Below are 16,188 nucleotides of genomic sequence, written 5' to 3'. Positions count from 1 at the left end.
ATCTAAATAATCAATGTATATTTAGATTATTATTAAATATATTTATGATTTTATGAATACTACTAATAGTAATCATGAATATATTATCCATATAATATTATTTCTTTAATTTCATAGTTATACAAGTTATTTAATTATTTATTAATTTTTATAATTATTTATTTTATTATAAATAATTATGCACTATTATTAAATTAATAAAATATAAAATTATATTAATTTATTATTTAAAATTTTTTAGATAGTTATATCTTACGTTATTAATATCATGAGGTTAATTAATATTATGCAATATAGATCATAACACAACAAATTTTAAAAAAAATATTAGAAATATATGTGTTATAAAGATAAACTAATATAACATATTAATTATGTTAAATCTTAGTAACTTATTATTAGTAAATAAAATATTTTTTAATAACAATCAATAAATTTATTTATATGAATAGAATTATAAAATAACATATCAAATATTATTAATATTAAGTATTTTCTTAAACATATATTAAACTCAGTCAATCAACAACTAAATAGCTAACTCAATATTAATTAAGAAAAATAATTTATTTTTTTAGATATATAAAAACAAAATTTATAGTGATGATTTTCATATAGTAAAAACATTTAAATTAACTAAGAGTAGTATTTTACTATTAGAATCAATCTAAAATGTTGGCTATGTATAATGTAGTACATCAGGATACAATTATTAACGAAGACTATCATTTATGAACTAATAAGCTATATACTCAAGTCCATACTATTATAAATAGAAGAAGAACTCCAACTAATTTAGTACAATAGCATATATTACTATATTGCCTTCTTTAATCATCAAGATCTTCTAACACCACGTGTTAATACACTAATATTAACTTGTATTAGATATCTAGTTATAGCTATACAAAATTTTAATTGAAATCTATTATTAGGAAGTAGTTGTTCAAGCTCCAGCTAGCAGATATTACTGTTAATAGTATAATAACGCATTAATAAGAAACTATTAATTATAGTTTTTCAAAACATATACGTACTCAATTATTTTTTATATTACGCAAGTTAGCAGCGTGTATAGATACAAAAACAGCAATCGTATTAAGTAAAAGTAAATGGATGATATCTGTTACTGCGCATCAAGATATATAGTATTATTAAACTAAAAGTTCAGCTAGATTAAGCTTTTAGTGCTACTATATTAACAGACGATCCTTGTAATAAAATATCAGAACGAATCAGATGTTAAAACGCAACAAAATTATCTGAGTAACAATCTACATCAATCTATATGTATTCTTAACAGTTAATAATTGTATTACTTTAGAGTATAAAAATTATTTATTAACTAGAGGTAACTATATTAGTTTGTGTTTATATCGATGATTAATATTGTCCAATATATTTTACACAATTATTAATTTTAAAACATAATTAAAATTTAGATCTTAAGTGTTTAATGGTAGAATTAAGTACAAGATAGATGAATTATATATAAGTTAAAGCAGGGAATACATCACTTTCAGGAGCATTATTAACAAGTTATATTTATTAATAAGTTTATTATCTATCTTGCTCCTAAATTATTAAATAATACTGTACGTGATCTATGTATTTTACCTGGTAATCCTAATTTTATCTTTAGTAAAGTGATTTTGGTAGAATATAACTTACGGATAAAGATGCATAATATTAATTAATATTTTGATTAAATTAGATACTTCTTTACTAGAACATTCTCTTTTGTATTAAATATTTTATTAAATTAATAATATATTTTATATAAAAATTTAGTTATTAATGATATCCATAAGTGATAACTATATATAGTATATTTTTACTATTATATTAAAATCATTATTTTATAAAATTAAGGTACTTGTAATTAATAGAAATATAAATTAAATACATAGTATTTAATTTAAAATTTATGGATTATCTATAATAAATAATGATATATCAGTGATATATTATTGTATTTACATACCTTAAAATAATAGATTTTTATATGCATTGAATATATTATAAAAAATTACATTTGCCTTGCCATCGAATAAAGAGATCTTGAGAAATATATATATCAAATTGATCTATAATACGGTTAATTGTTTGATCAATAATATCCTGCAATGTTTTTGGATGATGATAAAATGCTGGAACAGGCGGCATTATAATAGCACCAAGTTCTACAGCTTTGGCAAGCATTCGTAAATGTCCTAAATGCAGTGGTGTTTCACGTACACACAGTACTAAACGACGACGTTCTTTGAGAATTACATCTGCTGATCTTATTAATAAATTATCAGTATAACTATGTACAATACCAGATAAAGTTTTAATTGAACAAGGAATAATTATCATACCTTCAGTTTTAAAAGACCCGGAAGCAATATTAGCAGTAATATCGCGAGTATTATGTACAACATCTGCAAGATTATAAAAATCATGTAATTGTAAATTAGTTTCTAGTATTATTGTTTTACGCGCTGCATTACTTATAATAAGATGAGTTTCAATATTAGGTGTATCACGTAATACCTCAAGTATACGTTTCCCATAAATAACACCACTAGCTCCAGAAATACCAATAATTATACGTTTCATTAATTATACAATCTCATATTTATTGCGAACATGTATAAATGAAGTATACTCTTACAATTTTAATATTTCTTAGAAATTAACATTAAAGATATATAAATATAATGAATATTTTTAGTCATATAACTCTATTATCATTATAATAGTTTATTGATTTGAATAGATTTTATATTAAAATATTACTTAATAAGTATAGTATTAAAATACTTTAATATATTATATTTTTATATTTATTATAAAAATAAAATAAATTTATTTTATATACAATAATCATTATTCTATAAACCATATATTATATAATTTTTATTAAAATTATTTTAATGGCGTCGTAATATAAGGTAAATTTTCTATTAGAAAACTTGATTTACTTTGTAAGTATTCACATAGCCATCTAATTATATAACTAAATTGAGGAATCATTTGTGATTTTTTCCACGCCATACTTTGTCCTATCGAGGTAAAAGTATCTAAAAAAAATAATATTACTGAAGCTATGAATATCCCACGTAATACACCAAAAAATATTCCTAATATATAATCAGTGTCTCTTAGTCCAGTTTGTTCAATTAATGAAATGATTATATAATTTATCATTGCCCCAACAATTAATGTTGCGATTAATAAAATAATAATTGCAATTCCATTACGTATTATGACATCTCCAAAACTAGTTAAGTAAACAGCTAAATAAGCATAAAAATTTTTAGATATAAAGAAAGCTGTACCCCAAGTAATGAGTGATAAGGTTTCGCGTACAAATCCTCTAATTAAACTTATTAATGTCGAAAATATTATTATGCCAATAATGACCCAATCAATCCAAAACATAATTATTCCAATTTTAAAATTATTTTAAATGAATTAATAAGTATATTTTAACTAAATATATAAATATTATATCTTGATATCATCATATGTAATTAAATTATATTTATAATATATTCTATATTATTTTTTATTAATATACATGGTATTATATCATAATATTATCGTGTATATTAGTAATATTTTATTTTTAATAATTTTATATATTGTAACTATTTATAATAATTGATATATTATATACTGACAAAATTATTTATACTTTACAAGTATTATACATATAATAACGATTTTATTGTAATAATTTGTATCTAAGATACATATCTATTATAGATAATAATGTATATTTACTGTATGTTTTTTAAACATTAAATAATGCATGTTTATCTTATTATATTTTAATATGTTAATCATTTTTTGATTTAGTATATTATAATAATTTAATATTATGAAATAACATATTAATGAATTGATATTTTCGTATATAAGATAATAATATAGCAATACTTATATTTAAAAATAAAATATAAATTATGCTTGTTCAATATGCATATAAAAAAGTTATATAATATAAATATATAATTTTTATTATTGCAATATTTTATCAAAAATCTATGTTATTTATATAATTATATTTTATATTACTAGTTAGTAGTAATAGTGATCTTCTTAAAGAATTTGATATTTTCGTATATTATTTAAGTTATATTATTTAGAGCAATCTACTTCTAAAAAGTAGATTATTTTATATTATATAATATATGCAAACTAAGCATGAATACACTCAATACGATAATCTTGCTGTAATAACTCCTTGAAATATAAAAAATTGTATTATGATTTTTGAATAACCTGTGTAGGTTTATTTATATTGTATATTTTATTACAATTTTGATGAGATACGTTTTTGTTATCATGTTGTATTTTATTATCAGAATATGTTTGAGAATAATATGGCATTTTGCTTAATGATTGATTAATTGATGGTATAATATTTGTTGGAGAGATCTCCTGAATTTTTGGTGCTAAAGGAATAGCAGTAAATTCATAATTATAATTATTTTTTTTTTGTTGTAATAAATCTGGTAATATAATCACACTTATAGATGTTATAATAATAAAACTAATTAATTTATTTGAAAATTTATTTATCAATTGCATTATCCATTTTTTAAGATTTTGATAATACATACAGCTACATTAAAAAATTACAAATAATTATTATATTTTGTGGAATAGAATTTAGCAGTAATTGTATCTATGTACTTGCTATATGCAAATACATTAGGTTACTCTAAATGCTAGATTAACTTTTTAAGAAAATGTCTTCATAATCATTTTAATTTAGCGTAATATTATCTATTAATTTAAAGTTTTAGATGCTTAATTATTCCTGCAATATATCAATCTATCATTATTTCTATAACTACACGTAAATAATCAAATTTTATTTTTTATGGTGTTGCTAGATTAATTATTATAAACGACTAACTAAATAACTCATAATTGACAGTATCTAAATAAAAAAAAGGTTTTGTATTGATAATCTTAAACGTCCTATTTTAACTATAAATAAGTTTAGTATAATATATTAGATATAGCGAATTATCAACACCAATATAATATGCTATAAATAATAGTAACTATTTCTAATATTTGATGAGTAGTACTTTATTATTTGCCCCTATAGCAGTAAATTTTATTAAAGCAACTTTTAGAAAATTTATTTTTATCTACTTGCTTGATTTGTATAAATCCTAATATAAGACCTTAAATCTTTTTTTTAAGATATTCTAATAATTATGTTAATAATGATGTAACTTGAAAACTTAAAAAGTTAATCATAAATAATTAATTATTTATAAACATAATATATACCTAATTTAAAAAATTTATGTATTATCTTAAATAAGATTATTACTATATTAAATGTAAAATATTTTTACTAATATTTTGATATATTTGTAAAATACATAAAGTATAAAATACTCTTAAATTTCATTTATTATATCTCACGATGCATAGATAAATCATTAATAGTTTCATTGCTAATAGGTTCTGCTTGCCCTGTCATTTTAGCTACAAGACTAGCTATTTTGTTACGCATATCTTGACGACGAACAATCATATCAATAGCTCCTTTCTCAATTAAAAATTCACTACGCTGAAAACCAGCAGGCAGTTGTTCACGCATTGTTTGCTCAATAACACGTGGACCTGCAAAACCAATAAGAGCATTAGGTTCTGCTATATTGATATCTCCTAACATTGCTAGACTTGCAGATACACCACCCATTGTTGGATCAGTTAAAATAGAGATATAAGGTAAGCCGTATTCTTGTAATTTAGCTAATGCAGCACTAGTTTTTGCCATTTGCATTAAAGATATTAATGCTTCCTGCATACGAGCACCACCACTAGCAGAAAAACAAATTAATGCACATTTATCTTCTATTGCTTGTGTAATCGCACGAATAAAACGTGCTCCAACTACAGAAGCCATTGAACCACCCATAAAAGTAAATTCAAAAGATGCAACTACAATAGACATATTTTTTAATGTTCCTTTCATTACAACTAATGCATCTTTTTCACCAGTATTTTTTTGTGCTAATGATAAACGATCTTTATATCTCTTTGAATCTTTAAACTTAATAACATCTTTTGGTTCTAATTCACTACCTAATTCTATTTCACTACCTGTATCTAATATAGTATGTAAACGAAGACGCGCAGATATACGCATATGATGATCACACTTAGGACAAACATCTAAATTACGTCTTAGTTCAGCACGATATAATATTTGATAGCAGCGATCACATTTAGTCCATATTCCTTCAGGAATAATCATTTTACGATGTTGCCTAATTTTTCTTTTATTCAGAATATGTTCAATCCAACTCATCAATAATTATCCTTTAGTAATCGTATAACATACGATATTTATATTTTATGTATTAAAAATATAAATTTAAAATTATTTGTTATATTGAAAATAGTTTCTATTGATTATCTATTATTATAATGTGTAAATTTTTATAAAAATTAGTAATATACTAATAAATAAGTATGTGTATATTTATTAATAACGAAAATAAAATTTTTAAAAAATTCTTGAATAAAAATAATTAAAAAATTTTTAATATTTTATACTATTTATACATAATAGATACATTTTTTTAAAAAAGTTAATTTTTATGAATTGTGATAATATTAGATATATACTCAATTATAGTAAGAACATATATGTATGTGAAAGCATCAATTATGACTTTTAAATATATTGTGATGATTTTTTACTAAAATATTTTATATTATTATTTAATTTATTTGTATTAATTAATATTGTTAAATAGCTCACAATATGATTTAATTATAATCATAATATTTTATAAATTATTAAAACATTACAAATGTTAATAACATATTAAACGGCATTATTTTTTATGAAAAAATATAAAAAATTAATTTTTATAAGATTATGTTGTACAAAAATATATGCAAAATGTTAATTTTAATAATTATAAAATAGTATTTAATACAATAATATATTATCTATATAATTCAGTAATTTTCATTAATATTTTAAGATAACATTAAATTATGTCTTAATATTATTATGAAATAAATAACATTCTTTATAAAATACTTGATATATACAGAGCGATAATAATTAATTTTTTATTTATAATTATAGCTATATTGCTTTATTCAAAGAAATAACTATTTTTTTAAAAAATATTTTTATATATAAATTTATAATCAGTATACAATAATATAGTTGAACTATTTTACTAAGTTAGTTGTATTTTATATATTTTATATTTATTGACATTTATCAACGATAATCAAGGTAGCACAGTATTCTATTATGAACCATATCTTAAAATCTAAAGATATTTTAGTACTAGGTTTAATGACTTTTGCATTGTTTGTGGGTGCGGGTAATATCATTTTTCCTCCAATAGTTGGCTTACAATCTGGAGATTATGTTTGGATAGCAGCTGTAGGATTTCTTATTACTGCAGTTGGTTTGCCTGTTATTACTTTGATAGCGTTGGCAAAAGTAGGGGGAAGAATTGATGAATTAAGCACACCAATTGGTCGAAAAGCTGGTTTATTACTTGCAACAATATGTTATTTATCCGTAGGACCATTATTTGCTATGCCACGTGCTGCAACGGTTTCGTTTGAACTTGGTATTGCACCTCTTACGGGGAGTAATGACGTATTGCTACTAATTTATAGTATACTATACTTTGCCATGGTCATTGCAGTATCAATGTATCCAGGTAAATTAATAGATATTGTGGGGCATATTTTAGCTCCTGTAAAAATTTTTGCACTTTCTGTATTAAGTGTTGCTGCTATTTTATGGCCAGCAGGTACACATATACCAGCAATTAAAATATACCAAGAAACTCCTTTTGCTAGTGGATGTATCAATGGATATTTAACTATGGATACAATAGGTGCAATGGTATTCAGTATAGTTATTGTTAATGCTATTCGTTCTCGAGGTATATATGATAAACATTTATTAACTCGCTATACAATTTGGGCAGGTTTAATTGCCAGTATCGGTTTAATATTAGTATATTTAAGCTTATTTGCTCTAGGTGCTAGCAGCGGTCAATTAGTCCCAGTTGCACAAAATGGTACAGAAGTTTTGCATGCTTATGTTCAGTATACCTTCGGTAATATTGGTAGTCTTTTTTTAGCTGCATTAATTTTTATTGCGTGTGCTGTAACTGCGATTGGTTTAACATGTGCTTCTGCTGAATTTTTTGTTCAGTACCTACCATTAAGTTATCGTAAGTTAGTCCTTATTGTAGGTATTACTGCAATGGTAATATCTAATTTAGGTATGAATAATTTAATTCATATTTCTATCCCTATACTTAGGATAATATATCCACCATGTATTTTTTTAGTTATTTTAAGCTTTACTGTGCATTGGTGGTATAAAGCTGCGCGTGTATTTTCTCCTGTTATGATAATCAGTTTATTGTTTGGTATACTTGATGCATGTAAAGATTTTATATCAAATGTTCATATATTACATTGGATTCAATATTGGCCATTATCTAATCAAAATTTAGATTGGATATTACCTTCATTATTAATGTGGATTGCAATGGCAATTTATGATCGTAAGATGGGCGTATAAAATATGTTATATATAACTAAAATAATTTTAGACAGATATTTTATGATACATATTTGTTTATTACACACATATATAGATAATAAATAATATAATTTATCTCTAACACTAATAAATCACATAAACTCCATATCTTTAGAAGATATCTATTGGTATTTTATGCAACAACTACCTAATAATCAACTTAAGCGCGCACTTAAAACGCGTCATATTCGTTTTATGGCTATTGGTTCTGCTATAGGGACAGGTCTTTTTTACGGCTCTGCTGAAGCCATACAAATAGCAGGTCCCAGTGTTTTATTATCTTATATAATTGGTGGTTTAGTAGTCTTTATTATTATGAGGGCGCTTGGTGAGATGTCTGTTAATAATCCACAAGTTAGTTCTTTTTCATATTATGCTCATGATTATTTAGGACCAATAGCTGGTTATATTACTGGTTGGACATATTGTTTTGAAATTTTAATTGTTGCTATTGCCGATGTTACAACATGTAGTATTTACATGAGCACTTGGTTTCCCGATTTACCTCGTTGGGTATGGATGTTTATTGTAGTATTGATTATTGGCTCTGTTAATCTCATGAAAGTACAAATAATTGGCGAAATTGAATTATGGCTGTCATGTTTTAAAGTTATTACTATTATTATTATGATTTTATCAGGTATTGGTATTATGATTTGGGGCATTGGTAATAACGGTCATCCTACAGGTATTCATAATTTATGGACAAACGGTGGTTTCTTTAGTAATGGTTGGATAGGAATGATTATTGCTTTGCAGATGGTTATGTTTGCTTATGGTGGAATTGAAATTATTGGTATCAGTTCAGGTGAAGCTGAAAATCCAAAGATATCAATTCCTAAAGCAATTAACTCAGTACCTTTACGTATTTTATTATTTTATGTCAGCACATTATTTATAATAATGTCTATCTATCCATGGGATAAAGTAGGGACACAAGGTAGCCCTTTTGTATTAACGTTTCAACATATAGGGATGACTAAAGCTATGGATATATTAAATTTAGTGGCCATAACTGCATCATTATCTGCAATTAATAGTGATGTATTTGGTGTAGGACGTATGTTGCATGGTATGGCGCAACAGGGTCATGCCCCAAAAATATTTTCACAAGTTTCGCAGAATGGTATTCCATTTATTACTGTAATTACTATGATAATATCATTATTATTTGCAATGTATTTAAATTATATTATACCAGAGAAAATATTTCTAATGATTGCTTCATTAGCAACTTTTGCAACAATGTTAGTATGGATTATGATTTTATTATCTCATATTGCATTTCGTAATAGTTTAAATTCTCAACAAATAAAAAAATTATATTTTCCACTACGTGGTGGCACCCTAACCTCGATGATGACTATTATTTTTTTAGTATTTATTATTAGTCTAATTGGCTACTTTCCTTATACACGTATTTCATTATATGTAGGTATTATATGGATAATTCTTTTATTTGTAGGGTATCTGTTCATTAAGAGATCAACTAAATTACATAACTATAAATAGTTATGTAATGGTGTTTATTATTATATTAAATATTTAGTTAAGATTTAATATTTTTTATTATTTTGCAGATTAAATATTTAATAAATATTCAAGTATGTCATTACAATAAATATATTTATTATAAATCTTAAAATTTACTATTTTCATAGTAAAGATAATTATGATGTAATGAAACTTTTACGATAAATTTTTTATAAAATTTATATTATTTACTTGAACAGATATAATAATTTATTAATTATATTATTATATAGTGATATAATAAAAATTAAACTTATTAATAAAATTATTAGAAATAATATTATTAATAATTTTTATAATATATAATTATATAACGTATTTAACTATATTACTATTAAGTAAGGATTATTATTTAGTATTAATACTTAAACAATCTAAATTATTTATTTTTATTAAAATTTTTATTGTGTATTATATAATGTACAAATAATTAATTAATTTAATTAAAAATTTTAATATATCATTCTTTTATAAATATCTTTTATTAAATTAGAATATATAAATTTTTTTATAAAAAGTGATTAGTATATTCCTCAAAAAAATATTTTTGATAACAGAAAATATATTATTTATGCTATATATAATGCATAATTTCATAGTAAAACCATTAATTTAAAAAATTAATAAAATATTTTCTACTATATAATATTAATAGTTAATAGACATTATAATATTTAAAATAATAATAGTAACAATAGAAAAAAGAAACATTTTACGAGCCCATAGAAAATTATTTACCTTTTTTCTATACCCAGATAAAGATAAATATAACCAATAAGAACTTACCACAACAACTACAGTGAAATATTGATAATTAACATAACCAGCTAATGGCAACATCATAGTTGCGCCCATAAAAACTAAAATATATATCGTAATGTGTTTTTTTGTTACTGTAATTCCTTTCATAACTGGTAAAACTGGTATTTTAGCTTTTTGATAATCTGTAAAACGAAAGATTGCAATTGCATAAGAGTGTGGCATTTGCCAAGAACAAAATATCGTCAGTAAAATTAAAGCACCGGTATCGAAATCTTTGTTTACTGCACAATATCCGATAATTGGAGGCATTGCACCAGATAAACTGCCAATCAAAGTGCCATAAATAGATTTGCGTTTCATATAAAGACTATAAATCACTACATATACAATAAATCCAATTAATGCTAATACAACAGTAAGAGGATTAGCTGCTAAATATAATATTATAATACCAATTATACCTAACAAAATAGCATAAATTAACGTTATCTTAGAAGATATTAAACCTTTTACAAATACACGGTGTTTAGTTCTCTCCATAACTTTATCAATATCTCTATCAATATAATTATTAAATATACAAGCTGAGGCAATTACAAACGATATACCTAAAATTATATAAATAAATATAGGTATATCTAACCTTCCTTTAGATGCTAAGAGAAATCCACCAATAACTGAAATTATATTACCAAAGATAATTCCCGGTTTTATTATTTGTAAATATTGCTTAATTATCATGCAATGTTTTTATTGTACTATCATATTAATATTAAGGTTATACATAATCCATAAAGAACCAGTTATAATAATTGTAATAATTAAAAAGGTAAATAATAAAGATATCAAGTTCCATCGTTCTGCATAAACAAGACGCATATGCATAAAAAATATTAAATGAATAAATATTTGTATTACAGCCATAGTAATAACAATTATTAAAATATTTTGGTGTGTAGTATTAGAGTTTATCACTATCCAAAATGGAATAAAAGTTAAAACAATAGATAAGATAAAACCAATGGTATAAGAACTAATACTGTTTTTATGCATATATTTCTTTTTTATTAAAGAATATTGTTTTTCTGTGGATAAGTTATTCATTATAGATATCCTATTAGATATACTAAAGTAAATACACAGATCCATATAATGTCTAATAAATGCCAAAATAGATTAAGGCATATTAAGCGAGTATAGTTACTACTTGTTAAACCTTTAATACTTATTTGAAGTATCATTACTAATATCCAAAGCAAACCACTAACTACATGTAGACCATGTGTACCCACTAAAACAAAAAAAGATGATAAAAATGCACTTCTTTTAGGACCAAAACCTTCAGCAAATAAGTGAAAGAATTCATAGCTTTCCATGATGATAAAGCTTATTCCTAATAGAAAAGTAAAAGTTAACCAACTAATAAGACTGTAAATATTATTTTTTTTTATTGCTAACATTGTAAAACCACAGGTTAAACTACTTAGTAATAGTAGTAAAGTTTCAACTAGTACCCAAGGTAGTTCAAAAATATCTTTACCTGATGGACCATTAGCAGTACCGTTACACAAGACTGCATAAGTGGCGCACAAACCAGCAAATAAAATGCAATCGCTCATAAGATATAATCTAAAACCAAAGATTTTAGTTTCATTATTTTCTTGTTGTATATAGTTATTCTGATGTTGTGGAGTATCAATTATCATAATTTTACGCCTGCTTTAACAAGTTGCTGCAGATGTGTTTGTTCAATATTTTCTATTTCATTAATTGAAATATAATAATCATTATCTTCATTAAAGCTATGAATAATCCAGGTTACAATCATTCCAATAAAAGAGATAATTGCTAACCACCAAATATTCCAAATCATAGCGAAACCAAATATAAGACTAAAGCTAGCAATAATAATGCCTACACTAGTATTACGTGGCATATGAATAGGTGTATATTTTTCTAGTTTATTATTAATACCTTTTTTTTTAAATTCCCAGAATGCATCACGTGAGTCAATTGTTGGCTTAATAGCAAAGTTATATAATGGTGGAGGAGAAGAAGTCGACCATTCTAATGTACGACCGTTCCATGGATCTCCTGTAAGATCAATATTGCTATTACGGTAACGAATAGATAAAAATATTTGAATAAACTGACATATAATACCGCATGCAATTAATAAAGTACCACCTGCAGCAATTATTAATAGTGAATGGAATATTGGGTCAATTTGCTGACTTAAACGACGAGTCATACCCATAAATCCTAATAGATATAATGGCATAAAAGCAAGAAAAAATCCTATAATCCAAAACCAAAATGCCAGTTTACCCCAAGTCTCATTTAACGTAAAACCGAATGCTTTTGGAAACCAATATGTCATAGCCGCAAAACAACCAAATACAACACCACCTATAATAACATTATGAAAATGTGCAATAAGGAATAAACTATTATGAAGTACAAAATTTGCACTTGGAACAGATAATAATACTCCAGACATACCACCTATTGTAAATGTAATTATAAATCCTATAGTCCATAGCATAGCAGAATTAAAGATAATACGTCCTTGATACATGGTAAAAAGCCAGTTAAATATTTTTACACCTGTAGGGATTGATATAATCATAGTAGCTATACCAAAGAAAGCATTTACATCAGCACCGCTTCCCATTGTAAAAAAATGGTGCAACCAAACAATAAATGATAATATTGTAATACAAACAGTTGCCCATACTAATGAAGTATAACCAAATAAACTTTTTTTACAGAAAGTAGCAGTAACTTCAGAAAATACACCAAAAATAGGTAGTACTAGGATATATACTTCTGGATGTCCCCAAGCCCAAATAAGGTTGATATACATCATCATATTACCACCCATATCATTAGTAAAGAAATGAGTACCAATATATCTATCTGCGGTAAGTAACGCGATAGTAACAGTTAAAATAGGAAAAGCGGCAATAATTAATATATTAGTACAGAGAGCAGTCCAAGTAAAAACTGGCATCTTCATTAATGACATACCATAAGTACGCATTTTAATGATTGTAGTGCAAAAGTTTACGCCTGTCATTAACGTACCTACACTAGATATTTGTAAACTCCAAATCCAATAATCGACTCCTACACCAGGGCTGTATTCTTTGTTTGATAGTGGTGGATATGCCAGCCAACCAGTTTGAGCAAATTCTCCTACTCCAAGAGATATATTAATCAGTAATATACCTACAACAGTAAACCAGAGACTTAAGTTATTTAAGAAAGGAAAAGCAACATCTCTCGCACCAATCTGTAGCGGTATAACGATATTCATCAAACCAATAACAAATGGCATCGCTACAAAAAAAATCATAATTACACCATGAGCGGTAAAAATTTGATCGTAATGATGAGGAGGCAAAAAACCAGAATGACCTGCTGAAGCCAATACTTGTTGGCTACGCATCATTATAGCATCAGCAAAACCACGCAATAACATAATAAAAGCCAATATAATGTATATTATACCTAAACGTTTATGGTCTACTGAGGTTAGCCATTCCGTCCATAGATATTTCCATTTTTTAAAATAAGTAATCAAGATAATAATTACTAAACTACCTAAAAAAATACTGGCAATCGTTGCCATAATAATAGGTTCATGGTATGGGAAGTCATTAAAAGTTAATTTTCCAAACATTTATTCGTCCTCGTATATGCAGACGAATTCTGACTCATATATATATGTTCGTTTTTTTCTATACATTTTTTCTTGTTACCCATAAATTTATTAATAATATGAATAAATAAATCAGGCTTTACGTTAGAAAAGTATTCAACAGGATGATACTCGCTAGGTTTAGCTAATATTTCGAATTCAGCCATTGTTGCTATTTGATGGTGAGCTCTATTGTTTACTTTAGAAACCCATTGCTGAAAGCTAGCATTATCAGGAGTTGCAATAGTAGTAAATTTCATTCCAGAGAATCCTCTGCCGCTATAACTACTAGAGATACCATTATATTTACCTGGTTTATTAGCAATTAAATGTAGTTGAGTTTGCATGCCTGCCATTGCATAAATTTGCCCACCTAAACGAGGAATAAAAAAAGAATTCATTACAGAGTTAGAAGTAATATGAAAAGTAATGGGATGGTTTATTGGAAAAGCTAATTCATTAATAGTAGCTATTCCTAAATCTGGATAAATAAATAACCATTTCCAATCTAAAGAAATAACATCTATTTGAATAGGATCAATATTTGAGAATAGTGGTTTATAAGGATCCAACTGATGAGTTGTCTTCCAAGTTAATGTTGCCAATATAGATATAATAATAATTGGTACAATCCATATAATAGCTTCAATTTTATTAGAGTGAGACCAATTAGGAGTATATATAGCATTTTGATTAGAAGATCTAAATTTATATATAAATACAATGGTCATTATGATTACCGGTATAACAATTATTAACATTAATCCCAGCGCAGTAAATATTAAGTTTTTTTGCGCTAAACCTATTTCTCCTTTAGGATCTAAAATTGCCATATCACAACCAATTAATAAAGTTGTAACTGTAACTAAAACTATTATACTTAAGCACTTATTAAACTTAATGAATCTCATTTAACGACCTCAATAAAAAGTTCTTTGTCGTTTTAATTTAATAATATTTTACGTGAAGAATGTTTAATTGTAAACCTTCTTAAAATCTATCATTGTGTTTAATACGTCAAATATTTAGTGAATACTGTGATTAATATACATGTCTATTATCTTTTTAATAATTTTAATTTTCTAGATTAATATATGTATACCTAAAAACTATTTTCATAGTATACGGTTATTTAGTAATGTTAAAATTTTTATATTGTAATTAAGCAAATAATTTTACTTAAACATATATAACATAAATAATATTTTAAAAAATAAGTATTGCTTAATCTATTAGATTAATATAACTATTATTCATTTCTATATAAAGGAATAATAATTTAAGGGTTTTTATTAAATTTTTATGTAATTACATTACAAATATCAATCTTATTGTCTTATAAAATTGTATGTATTATAAAATACTACATTAATTATATAATATTATTTAATATTTTTTATTGAAAAACTGTAAGTATTGAGATAATGAATCAATAGATTTACTAAAAAATTTAATTATAATGTGATTTGTTGTGATGGTATATACATTTAGTTATATATTATGTAATATATTAATTCATAAATTATTTAATAATAATATTGTATTATTATTTTAATGTATTAATATTAGTAATATC

The 16,188-nt window shown here is 24.5% G+C and carries 11 protein-coding genes; 2 read left to right on the top strand and 9 right to left on the bottom strand.

What is annotated here, in order from left to right:
* Positions 1-2,019: 2,019 nt before the first annotated feature.
* From GII40_RS02810 to accD, 4 genes are all read right to left on the bottom strand, one after another.
* Entirely contained in the window at positions 2,020-2,601 is a 582-nt protein-coding gene (locus tag GII40_RS02810) for a UbiX family flavin prenyltransferase (RefSeq protein ID WP_226813318.1), read from the bottom strand.
* A gap of 309 nt (positions 2,602-2,910) precedes the next feature.
* Positions 2,911-3,426 (bottom strand): CvpA family protein, encoded by a 516-nt coding sequence (locus GII40_RS02805; protein WP_226813317.1) that lies wholly within the window; start codon positions 3,424-3,426, stop codon positions 2,911-2,913.
* Between the two features lie 828 nt (positions 3,427-4,254).
* Entirely contained in the window at positions 4,255-4,518 is a 264-nt protein-coding gene (locus GII40_RS02800) for a hypothetical protein (RefSeq protein ID WP_226813316.1), read from the bottom strand.
* 907 nt (positions 4,519-5,425) lie between these two features.
* Positions 5,426-6,328, bottom strand: coding sequence for an acetyl-CoA carboxylase, carboxyltransferase subunit beta (accD, locus tag GII40_RS02795; RefSeq protein WP_226813315.1), 903 nt, complete (start codon positions 6,326-6,328; stop codon positions 5,426-5,428).
* Positions 6,329-7,294: 966 nt separating this feature from the next.
* Here accD and brnQ point away from each other — a divergent pair.
* Both brnQ and proY read left to right on the top strand, forming a co-directional pair.
* Complete coding sequence (brnQ, locus tag GII40_RS02790; protein ID WP_226813314.1) at positions 7,295-8,593, top strand: branched-chain amino acid transport system II carrier protein; 1,299 nt, start codon at positions 7,295-7,297, stop codon at positions 8,591-8,593.
* Between the two features lie 156 nt (positions 8,594-8,749).
* Positions 8,750-10,126 carry a proline-specific permease ProY gene (proY, locus tag GII40_RS02785; protein ID WP_226813313.1) on the top strand — a complete coding sequence of 459 codons (1,377 nt, stop codon included), beginning with the start codon at positions 8,750-8,752 and terminating at the stop codon, positions 10,124-10,126.
* 669 nt (positions 10,127-10,795) lie between these two features.
* Here the strand turns inward: proY and cyoE are convergent.
* The 5 genes from cyoE to cyoA are packed head-to-tail and all read right to left on the bottom strand — an operon-like array spanning position 10,796 to position 15,523.
* Positions 10,796-11,647, bottom strand: coding sequence for a heme o synthase (gene cyoE / locus GII40_RS02780; RefSeq protein ID WP_226813644.1), 852 nt, complete (start codon positions 11,645-11,647; stop codon positions 10,796-10,798).
* A gap of 12 nt (positions 11,648-11,659) precedes the next feature.
* Entirely contained in the window at positions 11,660-11,962 is a 303-nt protein-coding gene (cyoD, locus tag GII40_RS02775) for a cytochrome o ubiquinol oxidase subunit IV (protein ID WP_226813643.1), read from the bottom strand.
* 50 nt (positions 11,963-12,012) lie between these two features.
* Complete coding sequence (cyoC, locus tag GII40_RS02770) at positions 12,013-12,615, bottom strand: cytochrome o ubiquinol oxidase subunit III (RefSeq protein WP_226813312.1); 603 nt, start codon at positions 12,613-12,615, stop codon at positions 12,013-12,015.
* On the bottom strand, positions 12,612-14,594 hold the full coding sequence (gene cyoB, locus GII40_RS02765) for a cytochrome o ubiquinol oxidase subunit I (protein ID WP_226813311.1): 1,983 nt from the start codon (positions 14,592-14,594) through the stop codon (positions 12,612-12,614). Before cyoB ends, cyoC begins: the two co-directional genes overlap by 4 nt.
* The gene (gene cyoA, locus GII40_RS02760) at positions 14,579-15,523 is read right to left on the bottom strand and encodes a ubiquinol oxidase subunit II (protein ID WP_226813310.1); all 945 of its coding nucleotides are present in this window, start codon (positions 15,521-15,523) and stop codon (positions 14,579-14,581) included. The genes cyoB and cyoA overlap by 16 nt, the downstream gene beginning before the upstream one ends.
* Between the last annotated feature and the right edge of the window lie 665 nt (positions 15,524-16,188).

Origin of the sequence: Candidatus Profftia lariciata (genome assembly GCF_020541265.1) — a bacterium.
In the GTDB taxonomy this organism is placed as follows: Bacteria; Pseudomonadota; Gammaproteobacteria; order Enterobacterales; family Enterobacteriaceae; genus Profftia; species Profftia lariciata.
This window is presented reverse-complemented; position numbering and strand designations above follow the sequence as displayed.